The sequence below is a fragment of the Legionella stuttgartensis genome (genome assembly GCF_977063405.2).
The window spans coordinates 164849-181215 of record NZ_CDRUHA020000057.1; the positions used below are offsets into that span (position 1 = coordinate 164849).

Sequence of the window (16367 nt, forward strand, 5' to 3'; positions counted from 1 at the left end):
TTGTTCCCAACTATACTCATACTATATAGATCCACAAACCAGAGTAATTTCCCATGCATACTTATCAATTATATATGGCGGATGATCTCAATAGCGCAATAACAGAACTACGTGCACAGCTCACAACCCTAAGTACTCAAGTTAAAGAATCTGATGTACATCTATCTAAATATTTTGACGTACCTAAAATAAGCACTGCGCTACACTCAATTTTAGATAAAAACTTTGGCCAAGACACGTTAGAAGAACTAGAACGTCTTACTGCGGCTTTAATTCAAGTGAAAGAGATTGCCGATTTAGGAAAGGAACAATCAGAACCTGTAGCCCAGATGATTAAAACACGTCCCTCTCTAATTCATGCGTTAAATTTAATAAATCAGTTATCTGATGTAATGAAAGAAACAGACCGTCTACTTAATTTGGAGCTTATTGCTAATTCAGATAAAAAGAGCCCTCCAGGAACCATTTTCGCATTTAGCGATCAAAGCATACGATATTCATTAGATACTCATTCTTTTGATTTATACCGAGAATTTAATGCTTAAAGATTTAGCCCCTGGCAGCACAATTCATCCTGACCACTACCAAAAACATCCAGATATCAATCAAACCGTAGTAGAATTAATTGAGCGATTACAAAGAGAATATGGAACGGGCGATCCCAAGGTTGCCGAAACTTTTTTTCAGAAATGTGATTTATTAATCCCTTGCTCCCTCAAAGATGTGGAACATCTCATTAGCAAAAAGGAAGTAATGACCTCAGGCCAAAAAAATGATCCTAAATGGGATATAGAAAAAGTTGTTTTTGATATTGAACTGGAAAAAGAGTACGGCACCGTAGATACGGTAAAAAAAATTAGACATATTTCTGGTCTTCTGCATGTTCCTAATAAACCCGTTGAAATATCTAGACACAGTCAATACTCCCAAGCGTTCCAGGAATGCGGCATCGTTCTAAAGCTGAATCAGGACATGCAAGACCGGTCAACATGGCTGCCGTTTGATACCAACGAGATTTTCAGAGAAACAGATACTCATCGTCTCGGTTATTTTCATGCTTTTGATACGTGTCCAACCCCAACATTCTTGAACCAAAAAAATAACATTAACATTCAGATTTTTGGTGGTGTAAGTAGCCAAGATATTTCAGAAATATGGGTGCCAAAAACGATTGATAAAACCTTATTAGCCCAACTTAAAACCTTACAAATTCCAATTTATCAATATTCTTTATCAATCAAATCACACGATGACTCCTTTTTTAGTAAGGGATCATTTGCTCCCGAGTTCAAAAAAAGGCAATTGATTTATCATCCCACCACCAAGCCTAATGAGGGACTGTGTCCGATCTCCTAGGAAACATAACCAATAAAGGTATAAATGGATACGTACTTCTAAAGATAATCCAGCAAACAGTATTCTAAAGAAGAATACTACGATCTGTAGATTGATTTTAATCAAACAGAATATAGAATGAACTCATTTTAAATAAACAAGGAGTAATTTCATGGGTATGTGTGGCAATCCACTCAATATAGGGTCAGCCTTCGGTTTATTTGCAAGTGGCTATAATTTTTTAACAGATAAAAGAACGTCACGAGTTGTAAACACGCTCTCTTTGATAGGTGCAGCCTATAGTTTTTATACTAACTATAACAAATATAATGAATTCGTCGGAACCTATGCGTTAGATACTCTAGTCCATGGACTAAATCTCCTCTTGATGGACGCAAAAAATCCTCATGTCATTAAAGTATTAGAATATTTAAACGATAGTCAAATTGTCACTAACTTCGGGGCTATTAGTGGTTTTGTGAGTAAAGGCAATCTCTCTAGCGAGCTCGTACTTAAAGCGCAATTAGCCGGAGATGCGTTTACTCATCTAGTAAACCATTTAACCTTGGCTAAAAATGAGGCAGAAGCTAACACTACCGCAGCAGAACCATATAAACTCAAATAACTAAACGTACCCGTTTGCTTGCGAACGGGTATTTAAAGAACATCCATCATTTAGCTTTTACTTAATTTAAAAAGCAAGTAACACAGGTTCCAGGGGCATGATATCCAAATCCTCTAAATCATAAAGCTTGACTCACTTGAACTATGCGAGTTATATAACGTATCATCTCTCTTTTACTTTAGAGTGTTTGCAAAACGATTTCATGCTTGAATCAAGACCTATTAGGAGCAAGACCATGACAGTTGCGCATTATCCAGCCTCACTGGTCAGCAGCCACCTCGTTAATTCGGGAACGATGCTTGTCCCGCAAGGTTACTATCGCTCTAAATTATTCATTGCTCCCTTTTCTACCAATTCTTTAGTTGCAGCAGCAGGCCCTCTTTTATCCTTACTGGAGCGACTCTGTCTTAGTCCCTCTTTGCCTGCTATTGAGAATATCAGAGACAATATCGAGCATGAATTACTCGCTTTTCAAAGTAAAATGGATGCTTCTAAATATCCAGCAGACTTTGCAGCGATCGCTTATTATTTAATGGCTGCAACAATAGATGAAATCATTGGTAAAAATTACATGCGTGTATACCAAATTACCGCTGAATTTAAGGCATTCACTCCACTCACTAATGATAATGCCCAACCACAACAGCGTTTTTTTGAAATCCTTAATTACATTAAAGAACGACCCACTCAATATCTTGATCTGATAGAGCTCGTTTATTTTTTTCTGATTATTGGTTTTGAGGGCCATTACCATCTCAAGGCGGATGGACGGCAGGTATTGGATAATTATATTGAAGATCTCTATCAAATAATTCAGCAAAATCGGTTTAATCAACCGCGCCGCTTATTTAATGAAAACCCTATTCCCAAAATTGTTAAAAAGAATTACAAAGCAGTCATCATTACCTTGGTTACTGCGGTTACTGTGGTAACACTTGCTTTTTTGACCAGCCAATATTTATTGGAAAATAAGGCGAAAACCGTTTTATTTGGACACACCCAACTTGCTCTTCTGGATAGCTAATGGACAATTCTTTACGCGCATTATGTGATGCTATAAAAAAAATACTTTCACAGCTAAAGCCACAAAGCAATCAGCTATCCTTTATAGTGATTACAGGTAGAAATGCTCAAGGAAAATCGGCAGTCTTAAAACAAAGCAATATGGAAGAAATACCCGTTTTTAGCGAGCAACATGCAAAGATTTATTTTAATCAGAAAGGTATTATTATTGAGCTTGGTGAAAATTGGCTCACTAACAGCAAAACATTATTGCTGACGACGTTAAAACAATTAAATCGATGCAACGCTTATCTAAAAATTACCGGACTGGTTTTATGTATTGATGTAAACGACTTACTCATTGCCGATCCAGGACAGTTTGCCGAACAGAAAAAAGCCCATCTACAATTATTGGAACGATTTGGAACAAATCTGGGCTATCCTGTCAATCTGGCACTGATGTTTACCAAAATGGATACTCTCGCTGGTTTTACCGAATTTTATCAATCAGAACATGCGAGTGATTTATCAAAACCTTTAGGGTTTTCGCTCGATTGCAGAAATGAATTAAAGAAAAAAATAGAAGCCTATTCATTACAATTCAACCAGCTCACAGAACAGATCGGCCAACAAGTAATTCATAAAATGCATCCTGCCCGCTCGACTATGCGACGCAGTTTAATTCGGGAATTTCCACTACAGGTCGCAAGTCTTCGTTCCTCTATTCAAGCATTAATTCAAGGAATTTCTCCCCGGCTCTTTAATTTACATTCCATTTATTTTAGTAGTGCGGAGCAAGGTGGAGTGAGCATTGATCGCTTGAATAAGAAAATTCAACATGAATATGCCTTGATGGTACAAGATACGTTTCCGCAAGCGACCAATTTCAGAGCTTATTTTGTTGAAGGTGCATTAAGCACGATTCAGGAACATTGCAGCCAAATTCCACAAGTTAGAAAATTTTCACAAAAACCCATTATTGCGATAACAGCAAGTATTGCTGGAATTAGTTTACTGATTTTAAGCTACAACCATTATAAAACTGCTCATTTACTCGATGAAACAAGCAAAGAATTACTGGCTTACGATGTTCTCAACAGTCAAAAAAATAAAGAAAAGCAGGCCCTTTATCATTTATCAAATGCGGCCAAAACAATGAGCCATATTCCCAGTAATTCCTTATCACTACCAACAGTACATCAATTAAAATATAATTTGCACCATAATGCTGAAAATCGTCTCCAAGGTGAGTTTTTACCCTCATTGACCAGTGAGTTGGAAGATGTAATCAATAATCCAGGAAATACTCCTATTGTTCGCTATAACGCATTGAAAATTTATCTAATGTTAAGCCAACCAGAACATTTCTCGTCGATGCAAGTACAAGATTGGTTCACGAGTCAATGGAAAAACCAACCTGAAAGTGCTTTAAAAAAACAACTGGCACTATTAAAACTTTTATTAAGTAAGCCACCCAAAAATATAATTGTAAAACAGCAGGTAATTACTGATGCAAGAAATTATTTAAATGCATTACCCACCAGTTACCTTTATTATTCCATTGCCAAAGAATTTTTCCCTAATTCAAAACAAAAAATTGCCATTGATGGTTTTGTACTGGCAACTAATGAATTGCCAAGTTACTTTACCAGAGCAGGTTTTAACGAAATCATGCAAAAGATTCCTGACATTAGCTATAGCCTACAAAAGGAAAACTGGGTACTTGGACGCAATGACTTAAATCAATTACAAGAAATGATCACTCAGGCTTATTGTTTTGATTACGTGACCTGGTGGCAAACCTTTATGCGTAAATCACAGCCCTTGCATTACCAAGATTATCAAACTGGACGGCAAGTAGTTAAAAATCTAGAGCAATCTCATTCATTGAGTAAGATAACTGCTCTAATTCAACAAGAAACCAAAGCGGACTTGACCAATAGTTCATCACCTTTTAATCATGCGATAGCCAATCAATTTACTGATTTAAATTTAATGAGTCATTCCAGTACTAAAGAACTCAGCCAAAAAATCGTTGATTTGGAGCGCTTTATTTCAACCTTGTCCATGATAAATGATGGCGGCAGAACCGCATTTAATATCACAAAAACCCGCTTTTCCAGTGAAAGTGCTTCTGATCCAGTAAGCCTGCTTTATAATCAAGCGCGACAATTACCTGAACCTTTAAGTACATGGACCAAACAATTAGCAAGTGACGCATGGGGTATTCTGATCAAAGACAGTCGTGAGTATATTAACCAACAGTGGCAAGAAACTGTTTACAGAGAATTCCAAAGTACTATTGCCAGACGCTATCCTTTTGACTCGTCACAACATGAAGAAATTACGATTAATGACTTTAATCATTTCTTTTCAACTCGTGGGGCTTTAAACACCTTTACTGAAAACTATGTTAAACCATTCCTGGATATTTCCAGCGCAGAATGGAAGCCTAAAGCAGTAAATGACTCCGTATTACCTATTGCATCAGAGACATTAGATGCGCTCATACGTGCGAATATTATTACCAATATGTTTTTCCCAGATCATGGTGATGAGAGCAAAATTGATTTTAGTCTACAAAAAATTAGCCTGGATCCTGTAGTTGCTAATCTAGAACTTGAGATTGGCAGCACCAAATTAACCGATAATCAAAGTACTGAGTCAGTTATTCGTTTTACCTGGCCACAATCTCATGCCAAACTCGCCCTTGATTCAATTGAAGGCAATCATTATGAATTGGCAGAGCAAGGAACTTGGGCTTTATTTAAACTACTTGAGAAAGTGAATGTACTGATTGATGAACAAGACAGTTCTAGCTTACAAATTCTCTTTGAAATAAACAGCAATTCAGGTCGTTACCTCTTAAAAACAAACAATCAAGTAAATCCTTTCACACCAGGAATTTTGAACGGATTTACATTAAAGGAATCTATAGTTTAGCCCTAAAAGAAAGAGTTTTCTCAGCAACTAATGCCGGGGCTGACTAACTTTATTGAGAATTGTCTTTAAAAACTCGTGCCTCATGAATCAACGCGGTCATATCAGCAACATCGGAGTCTTTATCCCATTTAGGATACATTCTCAGATATTCGTCTAAAAGATCAAGTCCTATATTGCCACAAACATAGTTTTTAATCGCATTTAACACCGATATTTTGTCTGAATATTGCTGCATTCTCGGATACATTTCCTTTTGTTGCTTACAATATGCAATTCCCTCTTCAATACGACTCAATAGATCCTGTAATTGAATCAATATTCTTTCCGACTGCTCCGTATGGTGTAGGGCTTTTGGAAAAAAATGGTTAACATTAGCCCCCGAAGCTCCTTTTTGATATTCAGACATAACCTACTCCTTGTGTATTTAACACATAAAGTAATGGTCATATTAAATTTTATTGATTCAATCCATTATGTGTTACGTTATTTTAAAATCCTTCCAGTTTTTTAATTATAGTGCAAAATTAAACCACAAACAGGCAGTTTCATTCGAATTCATATATACTATTGTCTCTATTTAAAAAGAAAGGTCTGATACTATGCGTACGCTTGTTTCCTATTTACTTATTGCATTACTAAGCTTTGGACTATTGGTCAACGAAGCCTCAGCAAAACGTTTTGGTGCTGGCAGAAGTTTTGGCATACAACGTTCACAAAGTGCTCTGTTTTCACCCAACAAGGTACAGAAATCTAGTGTTTTTGGTCAAAGCACAAAAAATACCAGCCGATGGGGAGGATTACTCAGTGGTCTGCTAATTGGTGGCTTGCTTACCAGTTTATTTATGGGACATGGCTTTGCTAATGGGATCTTGACATGGTTGATTTTGGGTGCAGTTCTCTTCTTTATTGTTGGCTTTTTCCGCAAAAGAATGCAACCTGAATTTCAAGCAAATCAAGGACAAACCCGTTCTTTTAACCAAAGTCCTTTTAATAATTTTACTCAATCATTCAATAACAGTTCAGGGAATAATGCTGCGAGCAATGCTACTGAATATCCTATAGGTTTTGTACCTGAAACCTTTTTACGTGAAGCCAAAGTGACATTTAACCGCTTACAAGCTGCTTATGACCAAAAAAATCTTCAAGATTTAAGTGAGTTCACGGCACCAGAGGTATTTGCAGAAATCAAGATGCAATTAGATGAACGGGGAAATGCGGCAAATAAAACAGATGTAATCACCTTAGATGCTGAGTTACTTGATGTTTCAAGACAATCAAATTCGCTCATCGCAAGCGTTCGCTTTACCGGTTCAGTTAAAGAAGATAATGATCCTATAAGTCAACTTGACGAAATTTGGCATTTCCGTCAATTCGCTAATAGTACGCAATGGGTTGTCGGCGGTATTCAGCAAGAAGTATTTCAACCTTAATGTAGTTAACCTCAATGGCACTAAGTTAATTTTATTCCCCTAGAGCCTACGTTCCGCGACTTGTTCGCGGACACCAAGGAATAAAAGCTTCGTAGTTGGCTCCTGCGAACAAGTCGCGGGACGTAGGCAAAGAGGAAATATAGAAAAGTATTCTTAACTTACTGCCATTATAGTTAATCTAGGTATTTCGGTCTCGATACCCCAGGTTATATTTCATTCTTACTTAAACTGCATGTTTGGAACCACTAATTCAAAACAAGGGTTTCATCAAAAATAACAACTTGATTTCGTCCATTTTCTTTAGCTTTGTATAATGCTCTATCTGCTTGATTTACTAAGTTGTTGATATCATAATTCCCATCAAAATAAGAGATTCCCACGCTAATGGTTACATGAACTTTTTGTTCATTCACCGTGAAATAATTTTGAGAAAATTGCAATCGCAAGTCATTGCAAATTTTTTGACTGTTTTCAATAGTTGCACCAGGCAAAATGATTGCAAACTCTTCGCCTCCATACCGTCCAATGATGTCTCGGTTTCGTAAGCTGACCATAAATAAAGAAGACAACTTTTTAATTACAAGATCACCAAATGGATGGCCATAAGAGTCATTTATCGATTTAAAATTATCAATATCAATCATCACAAACGAAAGAGAACTGTTTTGTTGTTTAGATCGTGCAATTTCGATATTTAATCGATTCAAAATACTTGAGTGGTTTAATAACCCCGTCAGGCTGTCCGTAGTCATATAATAATTTAAAATACTGGCACGGTTTGATCGTGAGCGTACTGCGGAAACTAAATCCTGTGGTGAAACAGGTTTAGTAAGATAATCATCCCCGCCTAAGCTAATAGCTGCTAGTTTTTTATTCTTATCATCCTCTGTAGACAGAAAAATAATCGGGATTTTTGTATATCTTCGGTCCTTACGTAGTAAAGCGGCCAGCTCTAAACCAGAACACTCAGGCATGTAAATATCCATTAAAAGTAAATCAGGATGAAATGTTTCAAGCTCTTTTAATAAGTTCAATGGATTAGTAATGGCACGAGTAATCATATCGGCTTGTTTTAAAATCAGGGAGTAATATTCCGTTAATGATTTCGAATCATCCAGAATTAAAATTCGATAGGCTTCATTAACAGATGAACTGCAATTTATATTTAATTCCTGCACCAGATAAGACACATCAAGAGGCTTTTGAAAATATGCCACACAACCCGCGCGTATTGCAGTAAGTCGAGGAAATAAATCAGCATTAGGAATAATACAAAACAATTGAATAGGTGTTTTTTGTTGCTTTTGCACATCAATCAACTGCTCAAGAGCCGATTTTTTTAGGTAATTCGTATCAATAATAATTGCAACAGGTTGATTTTCTTCAATTGAGCTCAATAATGAAGCCATATTTTTTATCGATTGCGCGTGGTAACCTGCTTGTTTTAAGCTTTCGGTAAGTTCGTTAACTAATTCTTTTTCCTGTTCCAATACATACACTAGCTTATTATCTGTAGGTTTTGTTTCATCTGAAAAAATCGGTTTCTTAGGGATTTCTTGAGCCAATACACTTTTCAACTGATTAAAAAAAGAAGTAATTTTTTCCTGATCTCCCTCGGTTAATTTACCCTTAGTGAGAATATCCTTTAACAATATTTCCATCTTACGCGCCGTCTTACTTAATTCAGGATAACCATAAGTTCCCGCAGAGCCGCACAAACTGTGGACGTCACGATGAAAATTCTGAAAGCCTATTAAATCCCATTGTTTGAGTTGGGCATGCCACTGCATCTCTATATTATGAATTTTCTCAGGGAGACTCTTACTATAGAGAACGAAAAGATTATGTAACTTTTTCTGTGTATTTTCATCCATTATATTTCAACCATGCGTTTTTTATTGACGTTGCAAGAGTCAAAGGATCAAAGGGTTTTTTAATAACATCAATTGCTCCCATTGATTTATAATCTGCTATCTCATTACTTTGTATTTTAGCAGTCATAAATATAGCAGGTATTTTTATAAAATCTGGATTCTTACGTAACTCGCGTAAGGTGGTAGGTCCATCCATTTCAGGCATCATTACATCTAATAAAAGCAAATCAGGAGTGTATTCCTTCGCTGCTTCAAGAATTTTTTTCCCGCTAGAACAATATATTACCGAGAACCCGCCAATATCTTCCAAAGCAATTTGGGCAATAGCTCTTATATCCTCTTCGTCCTCAGCATATAAAATCTTTTTAAGTTCTTTATTCGCCATATTTTTCACCTTTAATCAATGACTTAAAGAAGGTTTTTAATAGTATTTAATAAAATTTCATTTGAAGAATTCGACTTCAGTAACGCCTGGGTTACAAACTTTGAGAAATCTTCATTTAATTTGGTATCAGAAAATACAACAACCGGTGCATGATATTTTGAGATCAAAGGTAAAATTTCTGCTCCATTTCCATCGGGTAACAATAAATCTAAGATAACCAAATTATATTTATCTTTTTCAAGCATTTCTTTTGCTTCGTGTAAGTTATTTGCCGTTGAAATATTTGCATGTTTCTCAAGAAGTGTTTCTACAATTTCTTGAGTATCCTTATTGTCCTCAATATGCAATATATGAGGCTTATTTTGAAAGTCCTTTTTTTGAACTTTACTGATTGAGAAAAGCAGCTTATTAAAATCAATAGGCTTATCCAGCCAATCGACGATTGAAACAGCATCACCATTGGATAACTCTTTTCCTGTTTGAGCAATTAGAGAAAGCACGATAATGGGCAAATTTATCGTGCTTTTATGCGAACGTAATTCTCTAATGAATGAAATCCCATCCTGATCAGGCAATATTAAATCCAATAGGAGTGCATGATACTGCTGATGTTCTAATAATCTCCGAGCTTCTGCTGCAGAGGAAGCAATCTCCGCAATAAAACCGGCTGACTCTAAAAGTAACTTCATGTAATTCGATTGATCTTCATCATCGTCACAAATAAGTAAACGCTTTTTGATTTCCGGGATGATTATTGGAGTTTCTTCTTGTATCGTGAGGAGTGATTGTTGTGCTAAAGGCAAGTCAAAATAAAATGTTGTGAGCTCATCGGGCTTACTTTCAAAATGTAATGTCCCACCCAATTTTTCAATAATCATTTTACTAATATTTAACCCTAAACCAGTCCCACCTTTTCCACGAGTAGTAGATGAGTCTCCTTGAGAAAATTTTTGAAAGATACGAGACTGAAATTCAGGAGAAATTCCCTTTCCTTTATTTGCAACGGATACACGGACTAATGAATCCAATTGTTTAATTTTTATAGTAACCATCTCATTTTCATAAGAAAATTTGCATGCATTAGAAACCAGATTTGCTAAAACTTGCATTAACCGGTCTGGATCAACGGTCACTAAAAAATCATTATCCGGAGGTACTAATTCAATTTTAACTTTAAATTTATCCGCATACATTTTGTTAACATCTATAGACTCGTTTACTAGTTTATTTAAGTTTGTTACTTTTAATTCAAAATCCATTTTCCCAGCTTCAATTTTTTCAATATCCAAAATGTCATTGATTAATAAAAGCAAGCGTTCGCAGTTATTGTTGGCTATCTCAAGCAATTTCATTACCTTTTCAGGAAACTTCCCTAATACACCGCTAACCAATAGCCCCAAAGAACCTCTTATCGACGTAAGTGGAGTACGTAACTCATGACTTACTATAGAAACAAATTCATTCTTTAATTTTTCAGTTTGTTTTAAATCCGTTACATCATGGATTACGATAACCGCTCCTAAGTTCTTTCCTTCTGAGTTAATGATCTTTTGTCCATCAATCACTACATTACGAACCCCATTATTTTTAATATGCATCAAGAGTTCAACATCGCGCAAACGTTCACCATTTAATGCTCGCTTAAGTGGAAAATCCTCTGGGGCAATAGGCGTATTTTGCATAGTGAAAAGGGTAAAGTAATCCAATATATTATTAATATTTTTGTTCGTCTTATCTGAATTAATGTACTTCTGAATTGTATGGTTTAGTACGGTAATTCGTCCTTCTGCATTGCAGGCTATAATGCCATCCTCTAAATTATCCAGCATCGCATTAAGGAATTCTTTTTCATTCTCTATAGCGGTGATCATTTTCTTGTAATAATTCGATGCAGTGAGGGCAATAGCAAAAATTAATCCAGTAATTCCGGCAACAAAATAGGCTAAATAATTTTGTTGGATTGCCACATTCTCGCCGGTCATAACGTGAGTTACACCTGGCGTAAATACAGCTGCTGACATTCCTGTGTAATGCATACCGCAAATAGCCAATCCCATTAATAAAGAACTAATAATTTTCAGATTAAATTGTCTTTTACTCGAACCATAGTTACTCTCCAATGCCAGCCACAGTGCAGTTTCTGCCGCCGCAATCCCAATACCAATAGAAAGAAAAAACAAACCTGGTAAATAATGAATATTTACATGAACTTTCATCCCTTCCATGCCCATATAGTGCATGCTGGATATAGCAAGACCAACGATTAAACCGCCTATGGCAAGATGAAAAATCGAATAATCTTTTTTCTGTAAAATAAATAAAGCTAAAGCGGAAGCAAGTATGGCAACAATTAACGAAGCGGAAGTCCAAGTAAAATCATACTCCATGGGCATAGGCATGATAAAGGCGAGCATTCCTACAAAATGCATAGACCAAATACCTGCTCCCATGGCAAAGGCCCCACCTGCGAGCCAATAGATGCGACCATACTTATTTCTTGTAGCAAGAAGCCTTCCCACAAGAGTTAAAGCTACATAAGATGCAAGAACTGCAATTACATAAGATAAAGCTACGAGTTTCAAATCATAATAGCCAGTTATGACATTAGCTGGAGTCGGAGTTGTTTGAAACCATTCAGGTAATAGGTTCATTATTACTTCCTGTAATAGTAAACATCGAGATTATATTTGTTTTTAAACGAATCAATTAAAGCATCTGCTCAAAATGCTCTCTTTAATTATAGACCTTTAGTTGCTTTATAGACTAGGAAATCTTATTTTTGAGCAGGGGAAAGTACTCAAAAACCTGGGCTTGTTGCGCTGTACCCAGGCTCCATGAGTGAAACTTTTAATTTTTTAAGAGCTTAGATGTATTGCACATCAACAATTTCGTAATCCACCATTCCGCCGGGTGTATTTACTGTTACTGAGTCGTCCAATTCTTTACCAATCAAAGCGCGACCAATCGGGGAACTGTACGATATTTTATTTTGTTTAATATCCGCCTCATCTTCACCCACAATTTTGTAGGTGACTGTGGCATCTGATGAGACATGGCATATAGTAACTGTAGCGCCAAAAACCACCTTGCCATTATTGGGCAATTTGCTGATATCAATAACTTGTGCATGAGATAATTTTGCTTCCAACTCCTGGATGCGTCCCTCATTAAAGCTCTGCTGTTCTCGAGCAGCATGATATTCAGCATTTTCTTTTAAATCACCGTGAGCTCGTGCTGTAGCGATCGCTTCAACAATACGAGGTCTATCAACAAATTTTAAACGCTGTAATTCTTCTTTCAGTGCTTCTGCACCTTGTAGTGTCATGGGATGTTTACTCATATCTACCTCAAAAAAAAATTCCCTGGTAATTCCTACCTTTTCTTCAATACAACAAGAAAAAGAGCATTTCACATTAAGTTAAAGAAAACCGTAGTAACGATCGTAGCTTGGATGAAGGTACAAGCCATAACCCGGTAAAAACCTTGGTTCCGCTGCGCTGCACACAGGCTACGATTTAGATTAATGTAAATCCTGCAATCGGGTTACAGTTTCTCTATCCTCATATTTCATAGCCAAGCAAGCAGCCTCAGCTCCTGACAAAGTTGTAGTATAGCTAACCTTATGTTGCAATGCATTGCGCCTGATTGCAAAAGAATCGGCAATTGCTTGCTTACCCTCAGTTGTATTTACAATAAAATCGATTTCATTATTTTTTATAAAATCTAAAACGTGGGGTCGACCTTCGTTCACTTTAAATACCCTACGACAGTCCACTCCCGCTGCTTGTAAAGCCAATGCGGTACCTCGCGTTGCAATTATTTCAAAACCTAATTCAATCAACCGCTTAGCAATTTCACCCACTCGTGTTTTATCTGCATCTCGAACAGAGACAAAAGCGCGACGCCGCTTTGGTATGTTGCAACTGGCTCCCAACTGTGCTTTAGCATAAGCTTGTCCAAAACGTCTGGCAATACCCATCACCTCACCAGTAGATTTCATTTCAGGCCCCAGAATAGAGTCTACTCCAGAGAATTTGATGAAAGGGAAAACTGGCAACTTAATTGAATAAAACGACGGCATATGATGATTTTGGCTCAAACCCTGTTCTTTTAAACTAACACCCAACTTACAAAGTGCAGCAATTTTAGCCAATGGCAATCCTGTCGCTTTGGAAACAAAAGGCACTGTCCTGGATGCTCTTGGATTGACTTCTAAAACATAAATGTCATCCGCTTGAATAGCAAATTGTGCATTAATCAAACCAACAACACCTAAATTCAATGCCATTTGCCGCATTTGCTCCATTAGGTCCTGTTGCACCACCACACTTAAGCTAAATGGGGGTAAGGTGCAAGCAGAATCTCCTGAATGAATACCAGCCTGCTCTATATGCTCCATTACGGCACCAATCAATACCTCTTTACCATCGCATACTGCATCAATATCTACTTCAATTGCATCATTTAAAAATTTATCCAACAAAACGGGTGAATCATTGGATACAGCAACTGCGTGCGATAGATAATGGCGTAAATCATCTTCTTGGTAGACAACTTCCATTGCGCGCCCGCCGAGAACATAGGAAGGTCTAACCACCAACGGATAACCAATATTATTTGCTAAAGCAATGGCCTCTTCCTCGCTACGCACCGTACCATTATCCGGTTGATGTAATTTTAATTCAGTAACTAACTTTTGAAACCGATCCCTATCTTCCGCTCTATCAATAGCGTCAGGAGAGGTGCCAATGATTTTAACCCCATTAGCTTCTAAAGCACGCGCTAATTTTAAAGGAGTTTGGCCACCGTAATGTACAATAACTCCGTCGGGTTTTTCTACATCGACAATACCTAAAACATCTTCTAGTGTTACCGGTTCGAAATACAACCGATCGGACGTATCAAAATCTGTAGAAACTGTTTCGGGATTACAATTGACCATAATGGTCTGGCATCCGGCTTCTCTCAGCGCCATCGCTGCATGCACACAACAATAATCAAATTCTATTCCTTGACCAATACGATTTGGTCCTCCACCGAGGATCATAATCTTTTTCTTGTCTGGATCGGGCCGAGATTCACAACGGGTTTCATAACAGGAATACATATATGCCGTATCACTAGGGAATTCGCCAGCACACGAATCAATGCGCTTATAAACAGGAACAATTCCTAGTTCTTTACGTCGTGCGCGAACCTGCTCTTCAGAACATGCCCATATTTTGGCTAGGTACGCATCAGCAAACCCACGTCGCTTTAACAATCGTAACGTTACTGTATCGATATCTGAGAATGTTTTTCCTGTTACAGAACGCTCCAGAGCTACCAGCTCCTCGACTTGAGCCAAAAACCAGGGATCAACACGGCTTTCTTGATGAACCTCTTCAAGAGACATATCGTTTCGAAATGCATCGGCAATATACCAAAGTCTATCTGGAGTTGGTTCTCGCAAATGTCCTCTTAAACGGGCTAAATCACCTTTAGGAAATAAAGAATGCAAACCACATCGTCCTATTTCTAAACCACGAATTGCCTTTTGTAATGATTCCTGAAAATTAGACCCAATGGCCATAACCTCGCCCACTGACTTCATTTGCGTCGTCAATGTAGCTGAAGTTTGTGGAAATTTATCGAAATTAAAACGTGGTACCTTAGTAACTACATAATCAATACTGGGCTCAAATGATGCTGGGGTTTTCCCACCGGTAATTTCATTTTTTAACTCATCAAGAGTATAACCTACGGCCAGTTTCGCGGCGACCTTCGCAATAGGGAATCCAGTTGCCTTAGATGCTAAAGCAGAACTTCGAGAAACCCTTGGGTTCATTTCAACCACAAGCATTCTGCCATCCTCAGGATTAACTGCAAATTGTACGTTCGAACCGCCGGTATCAACTCCTACAGCTCTTAATACTTTAATAGCTGCATCCCGCATGCGCTGATATTCTTTGTCAGTGAGCGTTTGCGCAGGAGCTACAGTAATCGAATCTCCTGTATGGACTCCCATAGGATCAAAATTTTCAATGGTACAGACAATAATGCAATTATCGTTTTTGTCACGTACTACTTCCATTTCAAACTCTTTCCACCCAAGCACCGACTCATCAATCAGTAACTCATGGGTGGGTGACAACTCCAACCCTCGCGTACAAATTTCTTCAAATTCTTCACGGTTATAGGCGATACCTCCCCCGCTACCGCCCATGGTAAATGATGGGCGAATAATTGCAGGGTAGCCTAGCTGTGCCTGTACCTGAATTGCTTCTTCCATACTATGGGCAATCGCTGAGCGAGGCATATCCAAACCAATTTTAATCATCAATTGACGGAATTTTTCTCTATCTTCTGCACGATCTATCGCTTCTCGGGTTGCACCAATCATTTCAACATTATATTTTGCTAAGATTCCTTCGCGTACCAAGTCCAAAGCGCAGTTCAATGCTGTTTGGCCACCCATTGTGGGTAAAAGTGCATCTGGACGTTCAATTTCAATGATGCGAGCGACCTCTTTCCAGGATACCGGTTCAATATAAGTGGCATCTGCAAGTTCGGGATCGGTCATAATGGTTGCAGGATTGGAATTTACAAGGATCACCCGATACCCTTCCTCCCGTAGGGCACGCACCGCTTGGGTACCTGAGTAGTCAAATTCACAAGCTTGTCCTATCACGATAGGACCTGCTCCAAGGATGAGAATGGATTTAATATCGGTTCGTTTTGGCATATTGACAACAAAAAAGAATAAAATTGACGTATTTTACCTACTTTTGCAT

The 16367-nt window shown here is 37.7% G+C and carries 12 protein-coding genes; 6 read left to right on the forward strand and 6 right to left on the reverse strand.

The window, feature by feature from the left end; translation table 11 throughout:
• The first annotated feature begins 53 nt into the window (after nucleotides 1-53).
• The 5 genes from ACWTEW_RS16160 to icmF all read left to right on the forward strand — a co-directional run bounded on the left by ACWTEW_RS16160 (nucleotide 54) and on the right by icmF (nucleotide 5905).
• Nucleotides 54-545 (forward strand): hypothetical protein, encoded by a 492-nt coding sequence (locus ACWTEW_RS16160; RefSeq protein ID WP_454782689.1) that lies wholly within the window; start codon nucleotides 54-56, stop codon nucleotides 543-545.
• Nucleotides 538-1356 (forward strand): hypothetical protein, encoded by an 819-nt coding sequence (locus ACWTEW_RS16165; RefSeq protein ID WP_454782690.1) that lies wholly within the window; start codon nucleotides 538-540, stop codon nucleotides 1354-1356. Before ACWTEW_RS16160 ends, ACWTEW_RS16165 begins: the two co-directional genes overlap by 8 nt.
• Before the next feature lie 151 nt (nucleotides 1357-1507).
• Nucleotides 1508-1960: a hypothetical protein gene (locus ACWTEW_RS16170; RefSeq protein ID WP_454782691.1), complete on the forward strand. Its 453-nt coding sequence runs from the start codon at nucleotides 1508-1510 to the stop codon at nucleotides 1958-1960.
• Between the two features lie 235 nt (nucleotides 1961-2195).
• A complete protein-coding gene (gene icmH, locus ACWTEW_RS16175) occupies nucleotides 2196-2984 on the forward strand; it encodes a type IVB secretion system protein IcmH/DotU (protein WP_454782692.1) in 789 nt (262 codons plus the stop codon).
• Nucleotides 2984-5905, forward strand: coding sequence for a type IVB secretion system protein IcmF (gene icmF / locus ACWTEW_RS16180; RefSeq protein ID WP_454782693.1), 2922 nt, complete (start codon nucleotides 2984-2986; stop codon nucleotides 5903-5905). Before icmH ends, icmF begins: the two co-directional genes overlap by 1 nt.
• A 49-nt stretch (nucleotides 5906-5954) precedes the next feature.
• Here the strand turns inward: icmF and ACWTEW_RS16185 are convergent, their stop codons facing one another.
• Complete coding sequence (locus tag ACWTEW_RS16185; protein ID WP_454782694.1) at nucleotides 5955-6311, reverse strand: hypothetical protein; 357 nt, start codon at nucleotides 6309-6311, stop codon at nucleotides 5955-5957.
• A gap of 193 nt (nucleotides 6312-6504) precedes the next feature.
• Between ACWTEW_RS16185 and ACWTEW_RS16190 the strand changes: the two genes are divergently transcribed.
• Nucleotides 6505-7335, forward strand: a complete 831-nt coding sequence (locus ACWTEW_RS16190; protein WP_454782695.1) for a Tim44 domain-containing protein — start codon at nucleotides 6505-6507, stop codon at nucleotides 7333-7335.
• A gap of 245 nt (nucleotides 7336-7580) precedes the next feature.
• On the opposite strand, the gene ACWTEW_RS16195 is transcribed toward ACWTEW_RS16190, so the two are convergent.
• The 5 genes from ACWTEW_RS16195 to carB all read right to left on the reverse strand — a co-directional run bounded on the left by ACWTEW_RS16195 (nucleotide 7581) and on the right by carB (nucleotide 16318).
• Nucleotides 7581-9209 (reverse strand): diguanylate cyclase, encoded by a 1629-nt coding sequence (locus ACWTEW_RS16195; protein WP_454782696.1) that lies wholly within the window; start codon nucleotides 9207-9209, stop codon nucleotides 7581-7583.
• Nucleotides 9202-9594, reverse strand: coding sequence for a response regulator (locus ACWTEW_RS16200; RefSeq protein ID WP_454782697.1), 393 nt, complete (start codon nucleotides 9592-9594; stop codon nucleotides 9202-9204). The genes ACWTEW_RS16195 and ACWTEW_RS16200 overlap by 8 nt, the downstream gene beginning before the upstream one ends.
• Before the next feature lie 23 nt (nucleotides 9595-9617).
• On the reverse strand, nucleotides 9618-12245 hold the full coding sequence (locus ACWTEW_RS16205) for an MHYT domain-containing protein (protein ID WP_454782698.1): 2628 nt from the start codon (nucleotides 12243-12245) through the stop codon (nucleotides 9618-9620).
• 212 nt (nucleotides 12246-12457) lie between these two features.
• Nucleotides 12458-12934, reverse strand: coding sequence for a transcription elongation factor GreA (gene greA, locus ACWTEW_RS16210; protein ID WP_454782699.1), 477 nt, complete (start codon nucleotides 12932-12934; stop codon nucleotides 12458-12460).
• A gap of 180 nt (nucleotides 12935-13114) precedes the next feature.
• The gene (gene carB / locus ACWTEW_RS16215) at nucleotides 13115-16318 is read right to left on the reverse strand and encodes a carbamoyl-phosphate synthase large subunit (RefSeq protein WP_454782700.1); all 3204 of its coding nucleotides are present in this window, start codon (nucleotides 16316-16318) and stop codon (nucleotides 13115-13117) included.
• Between the last annotated feature and the right edge of the window lie 49 nt (nucleotides 16319-16367).